Genomic DNA, 15,284 nt, shown 5'->3' with positions numbered 1-15,284 from the left:
GGACGAGGTCCGGTCAGTCGCAGCTCTCTGGGTCGATGAGGCACTCCTGGGGCGGGGTCGGCGGCTCCGTCGTCGGCGGCGGGGTCGGGTCCGGCCGCGGCGCGGTGGGCTCGGGCGTCGGCTCGGCGGTCGTGGGCTCGGGGTCGGGATCGGTCCCCCCACCACCACCGGTCGTGCCGCCGCCGGTGGTCCCTCCGCCACCGGTCGTGCCGCCGGTCGTGTCCTGACCCGTCGTCGTCCCGGTTTCCGGGGCGACCTCGGGCTCCGGCGCCGGGGCCTCCTGCTCGACGACGGGCAGGTCGCCGCCGGTGAGGAGGGCGTAGGCCGCCTGCCCCCACAGCTGGTCCCCGGTCGTCGACATGACGGACGGGTCGCGGGAGGAGATGTAGGCGTTCGGCGCGCCGGTCCCCTCGAAGACCGCGGCGATGTCGAGCGTCGGGAGGTCCTCCGCCTCGGCCCAGTCGGCCGTCGCCTCGCGGACGGCCTCGTTGGCGTCGTCGAACGTGGGCGGCTGCACGGTGACGAGCACGGTCGCGTCCGGCCACTCGTCCCGGACCGCCTCCGCCGTGCGGTCCAGGCCCTCGGCGACGGAGTCGGCGTCGTCGTTGCGGCCGTAGTTGAGGACGACGACGTCGGGCTCGTCGCGGACGAGGAACTGCACCCGGCTCGCGGCGTAGCGCGCGGTGGTGCCGGCGCGGCTGCCGTTGCGGATCGTGACCGTGCCGCCACCGGAGCCGGTCGTCACCGGGTCCTCGTAGATCGTGGGGTCGGCGGGGGAGAGCACCGAGAGCTCGACCTCCCGCTCCTGGGCCAGGAGGCCCGCGAGCTGGCCGACCCACTCGCCCGGACCGTCGCCGGTCTGGTCCCCGAGCACCGCCATCGTCAGGGGCTCGTCCTCGGCGAACAGCCCCGCGACGTCGACGTCGCTCGGTGTGGGCGTGGGGCTGGGCGAGGGGCTCGTCGACGCGCTCCCGCTGGGGGTCGACGAGGGGGAGGGTGACGGGGCTGCCTGGGTCTCGTCCGGAGTGCGGGCGGTCGTGAAGTACACGACGCCGACGACCAACGCGATGTTGATCGCCATGACGAGGACGCCGAGACCGACGTCTGTCCCCCGGAACCGATGCACGGGCGTCATTGTGCCAAAGACCGCCGTCACGGGTCGGTCGGACCGGACGGACACCTCTCAGGAGTTCCTCGGTGGTGCGACGGGCCGCGGGCGGGCCACGCCGGTCGACGCCGACGGGTCACCCCCGGGGTCGGGTACGTTGACCGGCAGCCGCGGTGGGGGACACCCGCCGACCCACGTCGAGCGAGGTGAGCGTCGTGCCCGGGACGGGCAGCCGGACCCGAGACCTGCGCCGTGCGCTGTGGCACCTGCGGCACGGCGGTGTCGGACAGGTCCGTCGGCACCTCCGACGACGGGGCCTGGACCGCCCCGCGGGGACGGTGCGCGTGGGACCGGACGGGGTCGAGGTCGACCCCTGGCCGCTGCCGGACCGGGCCCCCCGGCGCCCCGACCTGCGGGTCGGCGTGGTCCTCGACGACTTCTCGACGCTCGCCTACCGGTTCGAGTGGGACCAGGTGCGGCTCGTGCCGTCGCGCTGGCGGGACCAGGTGGAGCAGCCGCGCCCGCTCGACCTCCTCTTCGTCGAGTCGGCGTGGCACGGCAACGGCGACGCCTGGCAGTACCGGCTGACCGGACCGTCCGCGCCGGACGGGGAGCTGCGGGACCTCGTGGCGTGGTGCCGCGAGGCCGGCGTCCCGACGGTCTTCTGGAACAAGGAGGACCCGGTCCACTACGGGGACTTCCTCGACACCGCGCGGCTGTTCGACCACGTCTTCACGACCGACGAGAACCGGCTCGAGGACTACCGCCGGGACCTCGGGCACGACCGCGTCGGGGTGCTGCCCTTCGCGGCGCAGCCGGCGGTCCACAACCCGGTGCGGCTGCCGACCGCCGACCACCAGAGCCGGGACGTCGTCTTCGCCGGGATGTACTTCGCGCACCGCCATCCGGAGCGGCGCGAGCAGATGGACCTGCTGCTCGGGGCCGCGGACCGGGTGTCCGGGCGGATGGACACCGGGCTCGAGATCTACTCGCGCTACCTCGGCGGGGACGAGCGCTACCAGTTCCCGGCGCCGCTCGACGACCGCGTCGTCGGTTCCCTCGACTACGCACGGATGCTCACGGCGCAGCGGGCCTACAAGGTCGTCCTCAACGTCAACTCGGTCGTCGGGTCGCCGAGCATGTGCGCCCGTCGGATCTTCGAGGCGAGTGCCTGCGGGACGCCGGTCGTGTCGACGCCGAGCGAGGCCATCGGTGGGTTCTTCGCCGAGGACGAGGTGCTCCAGGTCGCCGCCCCCGACGAGGCGGAGTGGACGCTCCGGGCGCTCGTGCGCAGCGCCGAGCTGCGGGACCGCACCGTCCACCGCGCCCAACGACGCATCTGGTCCGGCCACACCTATGGCCACCGGGTCGACACGGTGCTCTCCGCCGCCGGGCTCGACGCGGCCCGCGTGCGCCGGCCGTCGGTGAGCGCCCTCGTCTCGACGAACCGCCCGCACCAGGTCGAGCACGTCCTGCGCCAGCTGGGCCGGCAGGAGGACGTCGACCTCCAGGTGCTGCTCCTCGGCCACGGCTTCGAGGTCGGCGACGACGTCGCGGACCTCGCCGCGGACCTCGGGATCGACCTCGTGCGGCTGCACGCCCCCGCGTCGGACCCGCTCGGGACGTGCCTCAACGCCCTCGTCGACGCCGCCGACGGCGAGGTCGTCGCGAAGGTCGACGACGACGACCTCTACGGGCCGCACTACCTGTCCGACCAGCTGTACGCGCTGGACTACTCCGGCGCCGACGTCGTCGGGAAGCAGGCGCACCACATGTACCTGGAGTCCCACGACGCGACCGTGCTGCGCTTCCCGGAGCGCGAGCACCGCTACACCGACCTCGTCATGGGACCGACGATGGTCACCGCGCGGGAGGTCGCCCGGGCGCACCCGTTCGACGCGGTGTCCCGCGGCGAGGACACGGGGTTCCTCCGGGACGTCGTCGACGGGGGTGGCAGGGTGTACGCGGCGGACCGCTTCGGGTTCGTCCAGATGCGGCATACTGCGGGGTCGCACACCTGGGAGGCAGGGGCCGCCGAGCTGTTGGCGAACTCCAGGGTCGTCGGGTTCGGGCTCCTCGAGAGCCACGTCATGAGCTGAGCAAGGGGAACACACCACATGGAGATCGACACCGTCGCCGTCATCGGGCTCGGGTACATCGGGCTGCCGACGGCGGCCATCCTCGCGACGAACGGGGTGACGGTGACCGGCGTGGACGTCAGCGACCGCCACGTCGACGCGGTGAACCGGGGCGAGGTGCCCTTCGTCGAGCCGGACCTCGCGACCCACGTCGCCGGCGCGGTGAGCCAGGGCCGGCTCTCGGCGCGCAAGGACACCCCGCACGCCGACGTCTACATCGTCGCCGTGCCGACGCCGTTCAAGGACGGCCACGCCGCCGACCTGTCGTACATCGACGCCGCGACCGACGCGATCATCCCGCAGCTGCGCGGCGGCGAGCTGCTCATCCTCGAGTCGACCTCGCCCCCGGGCACGACCGAGCACATGGCCGCCCGGGTCATGGAGGCCCGTCCGGACCTGTCGCTCGACGGCTCGGGCAACCGACCCGTCGTCCACGTCGCACACTGCCCGGAGCGGGTGCTGCCGGGTCGGGTCATGATCGAGCTCGTCACGAACGACCGCATCATCGGCGGCCTCACCCCCGAGGCGGCCGAGCACGCCCGCGACCTCTACCAGGTGTTCTGCCGGGCCGCGCTGCACCTCACGGACGCGACGACGGCCGAGATGGCCAAGCTCACCGAGAACTCGTTCCGGGACGTCAACATCGCCTTCGCCAACGAGCTGTCGATCATCGCCGAGAAGCTCGGCATCGACGTCTTCGAGCTCATCGAGCTCGCGAACAAGCACCCCCGCGTCAACATCCTCCAGCCCGGCCCGGGCGTCGGCGGGCACTGCATCGCCGTCGACCCGTGGTTCATCGTGAGCGCCGTGCCCGACGAGGCGCGGCTCATCCGCACGGCCCGCGAGGTGAACGACCACAAGCCCGAGGTCGTCCTCACCAAGGTCGCCGAGCGCGCCGACCGGTTCAAGGAGCCGGTCATCGCCGCGCTCGGCCTCGCGTTCAAGCCGGACATCGACGACCTGCGTGAGTCGCCGGCCCTCGACATCACCGTCAAGCTGGCCCAGCGCCACGGCGACGCCCGCGTCCTCGCCGTCGAGCCGAACGTCGAGGCGCTGCCCGCGTCCCTGTCGGCCTTCGACAACGTCCGGCTCGCGACGGTCGAGGAGGCCCTGCGCGAAGCCGACATCGTTGTGCTCCTCGTCGACCACAAGGAGTTCAAGAACGTGCCCCGCGAGCGGCTGGCCGAGAAGGCTGTCATCGACACCCGCGGCGTCTGGCGCTGATTCGGCTGACTTCACACGACCACGAACAAATCGTGTACTGGCCCGCCACGCCACCGTTACCAAAACTCCACGTGCTCCCCTTCCTCATAGGAGAAGAGGCATGACAACGAGGCAGCGAAAATTGTTTGCAATCGCGTGCGCGGCCACAGCCTCCAGCTACGGAGCGATCGTAGTGCTCCTTCTCTCCATCGGAGTCGAGCGGGGCAATGACTTCGCGGCTCTCGGTGTTGCCGCGCTCATCGCCCTTACCGCGACTGCGGTGATCCTTTGGGTGCTCGCGCGGGACTACCGACGGCGGGCGAACGGCCAGGCTACGCGGGTCGCGAACGTGCAACGACGCCTCGCCACCCTGACCGCGACTGCCGCGTCAGCTGATGCGCTGGAGCTTCTCGACGCCCGCCTCGCCGAAATGGACGCGACGCTCGCTGTGCTTGACAGCCAATTCACCGACTACGCCCTGCATCCGCCCGCGGACCCCCACCTCTATGAGCTCGGTAGGCGTCTGGACTTGGTCGACGTCCAGCTCGCCGAGATGGTTCAGCGCCCTGTCGGCGAACAACGCATAGAACAGCTCACTACCCGACTCAGTGATCTCGAGCGAACAGCGCGCGAGCCCCACCCCGGCCTGAGTGATGATGTGCATGAGCTGACCGAGTCGTTCGCGGACATCGGTGAACACCTCGGGCTCCCCCTGAACAACCTAGTCAGCCAGCGGCAGGCACTGAACCAGGTGCGCGGTGCGGTGGCCCGCAGTTCCCCTCTAGACACGATCCGGCATCTGCGAGCGCACCCCGATCTCGTCGACGGCCTCAGCCTCACCGAGTCGCGCCAGTTGATGAAGCGGTTGCGGCAGCTCGGCTACCTCAGCGTGTCGGCACAGGTCATGCAAAGCATCGCGGACCGCTTCGGCAAGCCCGATGACGTCCACACAGCCGCGCTGATGGCCTCGGAGCTTGAGCTCTACCACGGGCGCGTGCGGCCGGACGTCTCGATGCCGGCTCTTGAGGGCGCAAGCAATTCGAGCACGGTCATGCACGTCGTCGGCAGTGCCCTGCCCGATCGACAGTCCGGGTACACGCTGCGTACGCAGTACACCGTCGAGGCACAGGCAAGAACAGGAGTCACACCCGTTGTTGTAGCTCAGGCCGGGGCGTCCGGGCGAGCAAGCGAACGCACGGAGACGTATGTGCACAGCGGAGTCCGTTACTTCTCTCTCCGGGGCCCCGTGCGAGGCGCCGTAACCTGGAACGCGTGGGTTGAGGCCAACGTCATCGCCTTGGCCGAAGTGGTCTCAATGGTGCGACCAGCTGCCCTGCACGTCCACTCGGACTTCATCAACGCCGTGATTGCACACCCAGTGGCCACTCACTACGGCATCCCGATGATCAATGAGACCCGAGGGTTTTGGGAAGAAAGTTGGCTCTCACGTACAGCCAAGGCGGAGGGCTGGGGGGATCTCGGCGTTGTCGAGGAGCGATTCGGTCTGCCCGATGTCTACCGGCTGCGCCTTGAGCAGGAGGCGCGCATGCGGAGCGCCTCCTCAGCGGTCGTCACATTGGCGCAGGTGATGCGTTCACACATGTTAGATGTTGCCGACCGCTTTGATCTTTCATTGCCGGAAATCGCAATCGTGCCCAATGCCGTAGACGTGGACGACTTTCCTGTCCTTGAAGCGAATCCCGCCCTGCGTGAGGCGCTCGGATTCTCGTCAAGCGCGCGCGTGGTCGGATACATTTCCTCGATTGTGGAGTACGAAGGAATCGACACCCTCGTTCGCGCGATGTCGGACGTCGAGGTGGTCGCTGCCGTCCTCAGGGGATCAGACGGGGAGGATGACGCGCCTGAATCTTCACACACGTTGGCGGAGCGGCTAGGACTCAACCATCCTGAACTCGACGACGATGCCCTCACCCACTACGCCGACGAGCTCTCGCGCCACGTCCATTGCATGCCTGAGAGTCCCGTTCAACTACTGATCGTCGGCGACGGAGCGGAGCTGCCCAACCTGCGCGTCCTTTCTCAAACCCTCGGTCTGACCAATGTCACCTTCACCGGCCGGGTTCCGCATGACCAAGTGCTTGAGTACTACGGCGCTATCGATCTTTTTGTCGTCCCGCGCAAGCGTGCGGCTGTGACAGAGCTGGTGACACCCCTCAAGCCCTACGAAGCCATGTCCAGCGGTCGGGCTTGTGTCTTCTCGGATGTCTCGGCCCTTGCTGAAATCGCGAACGCGAGTGGCGCGGCAGAGCTCTTCCGAGCCGACGACGTACGACACCTAGCGACGACTATCGCGGCCCTACTGGCAGACCCTGCCCGCATGGCCGAATTGTCCAACAAGGGTGCGGCGTGGACACGCCGTGAACGCACCTGGGACAAGAACGCCTCGGCATACGTCGATGTGTACCGCTCCCTAGGACTCGACATCCCTCACCCTTCGCACTCAGCGAGCAGCACGAACCCGAGTACGGATCGCTAACCAGACCATCGGGCATCGATTGGCGACAAGCCTGTCGTACGACAATGTCTCGTACCCAAACGACACGGCCAACAATGTTGGGCCAACCGGCATTTGCCGACCACATTAACAGACCACGCCAGCGAATCACTGACAGACCAATCTCGGAAGGAATCATGTCAAATTCTGCCGCTTTCATTGCTTATGCCTTCCGTGAAGCCGAGACGCAGGACAGATTCTCTACTCGTGTTGAGCACGCAGAAAATCATCTTCGCGCCCTTTACCCCAAGGGCTACACCCGAACTGAGGTCGGGGACCGGGTCACTGGTTTCATAGGGTGGCAACCGGAAGACCACGCTGTGGCTTGGACTCCATATCTGCAACGCGAATCCTCTGGGATTGCGTGGCTGCACGTTCCAAGCCTTGCGGCGGAGTCGGACAGTGGCGTCGACGAGTGGAGTCTCGGTGAAGGGCTCTTCTCGGGGACACTGAACGCCTCGAACGTGGGGGCGCCCTTTGCAGTTGCCCGTTGGCGTGCAGGAGAACTTCAAATCATCAATGACGTTCTTGGGCTCGTTCGTCTCTTTCACTTCGATTTCCCGGAAGCTGAGGTGTGGTCGACTCGTCCGGGGTTGGCTCACATCTTCATGGGAAAGCGCCCAGAAAAGAATCTGATGGCATGGAGCGGTATGGCTACCTTGGGTTGGGCCACTACTGGTCACACACAGCTAGGTCAGGGTCGCCAATTGCCGGGCGGATCGCATGTATACGCGCAATCGCGCGGACTGCGCGGGCGAAGCCGCGTAGAGACTCGCGCCGCACAATGGTTCGACCACGTGATATCCACGCCGGAACCGACACCCGAGGCCAACGTTCTGGACATGGAATCGTTTATGAGGACGGCGCAGCGCTGGCCCCTGTCGGCTACCGCCGACTTGAGCGGAGGGAAGGACTCTCGCGTGGTCGCGGCTGTCGGGATCCGTAGCGGAGCGGTGCGACAGTTGCGAACCGTCGCTACGGATCACGGCGAAGTGGAAACAGCGAACATCCTGGTGTCCTTGCTCGACGTCCCGGTGGGCCATGAGGTCCAGCCCCGGAAGGATCCCTCGGGTCTCGGCGCGGAATTTGCGACGCGACTGTTGTCTCAGCACACAGCCTGGGAGGGGCGGTACTTAGCCCCTTCCGGTTACCGAGCTGGTGACTTCCGTGGATTCTCTGCTCGCAGATCTCCCGTCTTCAATGGGTTAGGGGGCGAATTTATGGCCGGTGGAAACCTGCTCGGGACGTGGCAGGAACGTTTGAGGGACGCGCCCGCCGGAGCAGCGATGGACAAACTCTCAACCATGGTGTCGGTTGCTTTGGGAGCCTCTAGCATCGCCAAGGAGCGTGTAAAAGATGATCTGCTTTCATACTTTCCGCGGGCACAGGACCTCGGTCTTAAGACGGCGCCACAGGTGCTGGACCTGATCTACAATTTCGACAAAATGCCGAATTGGTCCGTCACCTACGCGACGCCCAATACCATCGCGCCCTTCTTCTCACCGAGTGTTCTCGCATTTGCCGCTCACCGCCTAGGAAACCCTCTTGAGTACGGGGAAGCGCACCGTCGAATTCTGCGGTATGCAATGCCGAAATGGGCAGAAGTCCCATTTTACAAGCCGAGCGCTGCGCGCCGGGCGATACCTTATATGTGGCAAAATCTAGATTGGCGACCTGTCAGAGAGCACGTGGCGGGGCGGCTGGAATTTTCCGAATCCTTCGATGGCTCCGCTATACAAGAAGCACTCACCCTGGTGGAACGGGGGGAAGGCACTGCGCGGCAGGAGATTCTCCTTCAGAGGTTCTTGTGGGAGTCGACCTTCGACGCGTACCTGGATGACGTGACACGGGCGGCCGAAGCGTGCGAGCGGGACCTCGCGGTCGCGAGTACTGGGCGCACGCTCCGTGCTTGACCCCCATTATTGGTCTCGCGCGCCCTGCCAATCCGAGGCGCGCGCACCACGTTGATCTGTGAGTGGGCCGGTGCGCGATGCAGGAGCAGCCAGCGCATCGAGCCCCTCGGCTGGACGGAGCACCTCAGGAGTCGAAGGGCGAACGTGGCTTGGCGTCCAAGGGCCGTCCTAGGCTCATGAGCGTACGGAACGTGTGGGTAGTCGCCTGCCGCACTCGGTATCCGAGCGACCAGACTGGCGTGAACTCGTAGTCCATCGCCGCCCGCCAGCCCCGCCAGGGATCCTGCTGGCCCTGGACGAGCGGCACAATCTCGTTATCGCTCAGCGACCGGACGTGAAGTGCACGTCCGGAGGCCGCCGTAGTGAAGGACAAGACCTCGTCGGCGAGGCGTCCATCCTCTAGCGTCTCGGCGAAGTTCCACCAGAGGGTGAAGTCGTGTTGTTCTTGACCCACGACGCTGTCCTCCACATGCAGCCACTGACCGGGGAGAAACGTCACAACGCGCTCATGTGTCCACCCGTGATGCGGGACCTTGCCGTGCAACCGGAAGTAGCCGTCCCTCTCCGACCCAGACAAGATCCCCGAGCCATACGGCTGCCGCTCGCGGCGCTCGTGATCGGCGTTGTCCCTCTGGACGGTGTTATGCGCGACGGTCCCCTCTACGTATTGCCGCTCCGGACGGCCGTAGAAGAAGCCTCTCTTGCGATCCGGCGAGTCCGCGGGAAGAGGGTCGAGGTAGCCGTAGCGTCCGGAGTCGATGACGAGTTCCTGTTCTTCGTCGAACCAGGTAAGTGACAGGTCGTCGCAATGTTTGTGGGCTCGGGAGTGAAAGGCCGCAACGAGGGTGAGATAACCGGATCGACGATGATCGTCCCGCCCTTTCGGCTGGGGTGACCGGACAACTGCATACCCAGACGTAGGGAGAACCACCAACTCCTCCTCATTGGGCTTGCCGGCGCGTCCACCACTGGCAAGGAACTGGGTGTGAGCTGCCCGTGCAGCGCGATCGCTACCCACGACGGTCTTGGCTGCCGTGTCGCCGATCTGAACCATCCGCCCGTTCGGCTGAATGAACCATCCCATCACCTCCTCCGCGCGCGCGAGACGCTTCTCCGTCTCGACATCCGTGAGGAGACCGTCCTCCGAGGCATCCCGAAACGAACCCAAAAGCATCCGGTGGTAGCCGGGAGAGTGCTCAAGGTGGCCACCATCGTCTGCGAACTGCGTGGCCAGAACGGTGCCTAGACGTGCTTGCCCTTGGCGAGTCAGCACGTCCATCGCTGGTAGGACGGACAAGCGGCGCGCGAAAGCGAGCTGTCCCGCTGCGGTGTAGAACCCGTGATTGGTTCGGGCGTTGAAGGCTCTCCCGGCAAAAATCTCCTGTTGGTGCCTAGCCACGGCGTTGACCAGCGGCTCAACCACGTCGTCTGGCTCGCCTTCGATGATCGCCTCTTGCAGGAGGTAGGCCAAGCGCGGTGCACGGAGTCCGATCGCCATGTCGTACCACACCATGGTGCCGCTGCCGTCGCCGATATTGAAGGTCTTGGCCCAGTCGACGGCGCGATCGAGTGACCACCTCAGAGAATCCTTATCCCTGTCGCGATCCCACGCCTTCAGGAATGGAACCATGAAGTCCCAGGCATGGAGGCTGAAGGCTTGGGACCGGTTTTCGAGGCACGCGTTCGACCAGTCGAAGGGACTGGTGATGACCACCGGGGCGAGGCTTCCCAGCTGCCACCCCTCATCGCGGATGCTCTGGGTCGTTCCGAAGCCGCCCGCCTCCGCGAACCGTTCAAGGGGCAAGCGGCGGCTCTCGCGAACCAGTTCTCGGGCGGGAGCAAAATCCACCGGTTGCCGAGCCGCTTGTGCAATCTCGGCAGCGCCTGCTTCCAGCGCGCCGAGTGCCTCGAAAACCTCCAGCCATCGCAGAGCGTCATCCTCAGGGTGCGTGATGATGGTGAGCCGCTCGGCGTCGACACCGAGATCGAGAAGCTTTCGACCGATCATTTCGCTGCCTGCAACGATGGCGTCGGAAGCGTCGACGACCTGCAACTCGCGCTCACGGCGCATCGTCCACGCCTCCGGGAGTCCCCAACGTGCCGGGACTTGCTCCTCGGTCCACCCGTACTCCGCCCGCTGCCGGTGAAGCCAGGAGTCTTCCCATAGGCCCCGAACGTCGTAGACGAAGGGAATGTCGTAGGTGCGACACACAGCCTCAGCCGCGATCCCATTGACGAAATCAGACGAAGCGACGACCACTGAAGGTCGGACTTTGCGGACAACTGCGGCCAACCGCTGACTGAACGCGGCGAGCCACTTATCGAACGCCAGGTCCTTGCGCTCGGCCCCGGGGAGACGGTGATAACTGACCCCGTCGAACACCTCCACGGTGTACCCGTCCGGCTGGTGGTTGCCCATCTGCGTCACGACCGCAACGTCGAGGCTGAACTTGGACAGCTGTTGCGCCACGGCATGCGTTCGTCGAGTGAACGTCGAGTCCACGAGTGGCAGCGACGTGCCGACAACGTTCAGTACTTGGCTCTCGCGGGCGATGTAGGGGGACGCAGATGGTGTGACCTCTGGGCGCACAGAACCTTGCAGCACCGCCAGTTCCGCAGTGATGGCAGCAAGCAAATCCCCGGATCGGTCCTCATACGTGTCGAGGAACCGCGCCAAGCGCTGTGCGCGGTACAGAAAGCCCTGACGCCGAAGCAACGAAAATAGGCGCCGCAGACTGGCGACCGGCAAGTACTGCGCTACACCGAGCTCGCTGATGACCTCATACGCTGGTACCGCTAGCCCTGTTGCGACAAGCCCGTCCACCGCATCGGTGAGCCAGGAGGCGAGGTCGGGGGAGGCATCGATTTCGCGCATCGGCGACTCGTCGGTGCCCATGTCAGTCACGTCTCTCCTCACCTGTCGCGCTACGTTCCTAGGTTTCGCACCAGCGCCTGTACGGAACCCTTGGCAGCATCCCATTTCGAACGAACCGCTGGAGGTCCGCGCCAGTCTTTCTTGGTGCGCTCGCCCGGCACCCTACACATCTACGAACTTGCCACGGATCTGTTGGAGGTGGCGAGCGCTCGTCACCTCACGGCGTGGCCGACACCGTCAGGGCGCTGGAGGCGGGGTAGAGGTTGGGCGACGAGGCGGTGAAGCGCAGCGTCGTGGTGCCCGTGCCGAGCGGCAGGGACGGGAGGTCCCACCGCCCGCTCTCACGGACGTAGGTGGTCACGGTCCGACCCGACGTGGTGAGCGAGATCTTCGTCCGCGGGGTGCCCTTCCCGCTGAAGACCACGTCACCGGCCCGGACGGTGCTGCCCTGGCTGTGGCTCGTCACGAGCGGTGCGGCCACGGACGTCGGTGCCTCGCCGAAGTGGACGTCGAAGGACGCCGTCTGGTCGGCGTACCCGGGGAGCTCCGAGAGGAGCTGGAAGGACACCGGAGCGTCGGACACCGCAACGGCACGCATCGTCCACCGGCCGGTGCTGCTCACGGCCGCGAAACGCGTCTGGTTCCCGATGAGGAAGGTGACCAGGGCGCCGGGCGTGCCTTTGCCCTTGAACGCGATGTCGCCGCCGCTGTACCAGTCACTCTCCGTGTGACTGATGAGCAACGTCGGGACGTGGTACGAGGGCTTCTCGACGAACCACGCCGTGACCTCGTTCGTCCGGCTCGCACATCCCTCGCGCGACGCGGTGAAGGGCACCATGCCCGACCACCAGCCGAACCAGACGGGGTTCATCGACCAGGTGCCGTCGTCACGGACCGTCGCGGTGCGTGTCCTGCTCCCGCTCTCCATCGTCACGAGCGTCCCGGGGGTTCCGGTGCCTTCGAACGCGTAGTCCTTGTTCGGCGGGTTGTACCCACCGACCGCGATGTTCGTCGGGACGGGTTTCGCGAACGAGCACCGGTCGCCGGTCGTCGTCGAGACGGTGAGCGTTACGGTCGTCGTCCTCGGCGCGAAACCGGACATCGTGGCCGTGAACGTGAGGTCATGGCTCCCGCTGGGGAAGTCCATGCCGGCCAGCTCCCACGTCCCGTCGTCCCGGACGAGGGCCGACCGTGTGCGGGACCCGTCGGACACCTCCACCGTGGAGTTCTTGGTCCCGGTCCCGGCGAAGGCGATCGAGCCGGGGGCCACCGGCGCAGAGACGTCCGGGGAGGTGACGACCGGGGCGGCGAGCGACGCCGTCGACGTGGCGCTGCCGACGCGGTACTCGTAGAGTCGCGCGCCACGCGCGTAGTACAGCGAGGACGCTCCGACCTTGACCAGTCCCGAGACGGGACCCGTAGCCGTCTTCGACGCGAGGACGGTCTGCTCCCCGGTGACCGGGTTGATGGCGGACAGTCCCTGACCGACCGTCGCGAACAGCGTGCCGTCGACGATGGCGATCCCGAGCTCCTTGCCCGTGGGTGAGGAGGTGTTGGGGAACGCTCCCAGGTTCCGGGTCAGGGTGATGCTGCCGGTGGAGGAGACCTTGAACTGGATGAGGTATCCCGTGGACAGCGCCCAGTAGTGGTTCGTCTGGGTCGGGTCCGGTGTGATCGCAGCGACCCACGAGTACGTCGCGGACGAGGCCCCCGGGGGCGTGAAGGTCTTCAGGGCACCCGAGCCCGTGTCGTAGGTGAAGATCTTGCCGACCGTGCCGGCGGGCGTGGATCCCGTACCCCCGGTGTTCGACGACCCTCCCACGACGAGGTCTCCCTGGGATGCCAGCGAGATGATGCTGTGGTCCGGGATGAGGTTCCGCTTCACCGTGAGGGCGTTCGTCGAGGGGTTCCAGAGGCTGAGCGCGCCGCCGAGCTGGTTCTTGATCGGCACCGTCCCGATGGCCATCCGCTGACCGACCTGGACCATCGCGACCGGGCGCTCCTGGCTGTTGTTGATGTACGTCCTGAGCGTCGGCTGGCCCGTCCCGGTGTGGACGTAGAGCGGCGCCGACGACGAGGAGTTGCCGGTGTACCCGCCCATCACGGTGGAGGACCCGAAGCTGCCGAAGCCCTCCATCTGCGGACCGTTCAGGATCGTCGTGGCCCCGGACGACGGTGAGTAGCTGCCGACGCCCTCTGGCAGGTCGAAGCCTCCGGCCAGGACGTTGCCCCGCTCGTCGGTGCCGAGACGGTTGATGAGCGACGGTGCGTCCCGCGCCGGCAGCGTCATGACGACGGGAGCGGACTGGCCCGGCGTGTTGACGTACACCTTGGCGTCGATCGTCGTGGTCACGAGCGAGTGGCCGGAGCGACCCGCGACCCCGGACAGCCAGGCGTACGAGACGGGGCCGGGGACGGAGGCCGAGGGCCACGGGTTCGTGTTGTCCGAGCCGTGCCACTTGTCCACCCGGATCGCCTTGAGGCCGTCCTCGAGGTCGACGCGCATGATGCCGGCACCCGACCGCTGGAAGTAGACGTAGCGTCCTTCCATGAGTGGGGAGATGCCGTACGGGGAGATGCCGTCGATGTAGGGCCTGACATTCGGTGTCTCCGGCACCGCTCGGTCCCTCGCCACCTGGTCGTCGAAGGACTCGAACCTGTTCCTGACGGTGTCGTAGGCGAACAGTCGCGGCTCGTTGACCATACGGAGGAACAGGTAGTCCCCCGCCCGTGTCATGTGGAAGGCCGACCACTGGGAGGAGAACGCGGCCGGCGTCGCGATCGTCGTCCTCGCCCCCGTGCTCCGGTTGACCCGGACGAGCTTCGCGGCGGACGACCGGTAGTTCGACACCCACACGTTGGCGGAGTCGACCGCCAGGGAGCGGACGTAGGACTCCCCCGACATCGGCTGTCCCAGGTCGGAGAGGGTCCCGCCTCGGTACCGGAAGAGGCGCCCGTTCGACGGGGCGTAGGTCCCCAGGTAGACGGCGCCGTCCGCCGCGGCGGCGATCCGGACGACGGCCTGGTTCGCGATCGAACCGACCTTCGTCAGCCTCTCGCCGTCCCACTCGTAGACGAAGGCGTACGTCGCGCTGTTCGCAGCGAGGAAGACGCTCTTGGTCCCCGGTGAGTACGCGAGCGCCTTGACGTCAGTCCCCTGGGGGACGTGGATCTCGGCGACCATCTTCCCCGCGAGGTCCATCGCGAAGAATCGCGCCTTGTTCCCCGAGCCCCCGTTGTTGACGAAGAAGGTCAGATGGCGCCCGTCGACGGTGCCCTGGTCCGAGTCCTCCGACCGGAGGCCGGTCAGCTGCCCGGGGATCTGTACCCCCAGGTCGGTCTCCGAGCCGGTGACGACCGGCGCGTCGGCGTGCGCGCTCGGCAGGGTCAACGCGACGACCAGCAGGACGACGAGGGCGGTGAGGGACGAGAGCGTACGGCGGGCAGGGGTGACCGTCATGCGGGACTCCGATATCGGCAGGTCCGCGGCGGGCAGGGGATCCACCGCGGCAAGCGCCCACGGTATGTCAGG

At 66.8% G+C, this 15,284-nt stretch carries 7 protein-coding genes; 4 read left to right on the top strand and 3 right to left on the bottom strand.

The genetic code is table 11. The features are described from left to right. Nucleotides 1-13 precede the first annotated feature (13 nt). A complete protein-coding gene (locus tag KC207_RS04850; RefSeq protein WP_211601770.1) occupies nucleotides 14-1,126 on the bottom strand; it encodes an SGNH/GDSL hydrolase family protein in 1,113 nt (370 codons plus the stop codon). 188 nt (nucleotides 1,127-1,314) lie between these two features. On the opposite strand from KC207_RS04850, the gene KC207_RS04845 reads away from it, so the two are divergent. From KC207_RS04845 to KC207_RS04830, 4 genes are all read left to right on the top strand, one after another. After that, nucleotides 1,315-3,207: a glycosyltransferase family protein gene (locus KC207_RS04845; RefSeq protein ID WP_249138564.1), complete on the top strand. Its 1,893-nt coding sequence runs from the start codon at nucleotides 1,315-1,317 to the stop codon at nucleotides 3,205-3,207. A gap of 18 nt (nucleotides 3,208-3,225) precedes the next feature. Further along, a complete protein-coding gene (wecC, locus tag KC207_RS04840) occupies nucleotides 3,226-4,470 on the top strand; it encodes a UDP-N-acetyl-D-mannosamine dehydrogenase (protein WP_211601769.1) in 1,245 nt (414 codons plus the stop codon). Between the two features lie 100 nt (nucleotides 4,471-4,570). Continuing rightward, entirely contained in the window at nucleotides 4,571-6,946 is a 2,376-nt protein-coding gene (locus tag KC207_RS04835) for a glycosyltransferase family 4 protein (RefSeq protein WP_211601768.1), read from the top strand. 1,238 nt (nucleotides 6,947-8,184) lie between these two features. Continuing rightward, nucleotides 8,185-8,877, top strand: coding sequence for a hypothetical protein (locus tag KC207_RS04830; RefSeq protein ID WP_211601767.1), 693 nt, complete (start codon nucleotides 8,185-8,187; stop codon nucleotides 8,875-8,877). A 124-nt stretch (nucleotides 8,878-9,001) separates the two neighbouring features. Here the strand turns inward: KC207_RS04830 and KC207_RS04825 are convergent, their stop codons facing one another. Together KC207_RS04825 and KC207_RS04820 are read right to left on the bottom strand one after the other, a co-directional pair. Further along, complete coding sequence (locus KC207_RS04825) at nucleotides 9,002-11,773, bottom strand: heparinase II/III domain-containing protein (RefSeq protein WP_211601766.1); 2,772 nt, start codon at nucleotides 11,771-11,773, stop codon at nucleotides 9,002-9,004. Nucleotides 11,774-11,969: 196 nt separating this feature from the next. Beyond that, nucleotides 11,970-15,212: a hypothetical protein gene (locus KC207_RS04820; RefSeq protein WP_211601765.1), complete on the bottom strand. Its 3,243-nt coding sequence runs from the start codon at nucleotides 15,210-15,212 to the stop codon at nucleotides 11,970-11,972. Nucleotides 15,213-15,284: the final 72 nt, after the last annotated feature.

Origin of the sequence: Phycicoccus avicenniae (genome assembly GCF_018139485.1) — a bacterium.
GTDB lineage: Bacteria > Actinomycetota > Actinomycetes > Actinomycetales > Dermatophilaceae > Phycicoccus > Phycicoccus avicenniae.
The sequence above is the reverse complement of the archived record's forward strand: the minus strand, read 5'-3'. Positions and strand labels throughout refer to the sequence as shown.

Bases quoted from the DNA above. Each gene is read 5' to 3' on its own strand.
- KC207_RS04820 (WP_211601765.1), bottom strand. From the start codon at position 15,212: ATGACGGTCACCCCTGCCCGCCGTACGCTCTCGTCCCTCACCGCCCTC.
- wecC (WP_211601769.1), top strand. From the start codon at position 3,226: ATGGAGATCGACACCGTCGCCGTCATCGGGCTCGGGTACATCGGGCTG.
- KC207_RS04835 (WP_211601768.1), top strand. From the start codon at position 4,571: ATGACAACGAGGCAGCGAAAATTGTTTGCAATCGCGTGCGCGGCCACA.
- KC207_RS04825 (WP_211601766.1), bottom strand. From the start codon at position 11,773: ATGGGCACCGACGAGTCGCCGATGCGCGAAATCGATGCCTCCCCCGAC.
- KC207_RS04830 (WP_211601767.1), top strand. From the start codon at position 8,185: ATGGCCGGTGGAAACCTGCTCGGGACGTGGCAGGAACGTTTGAGGGAC.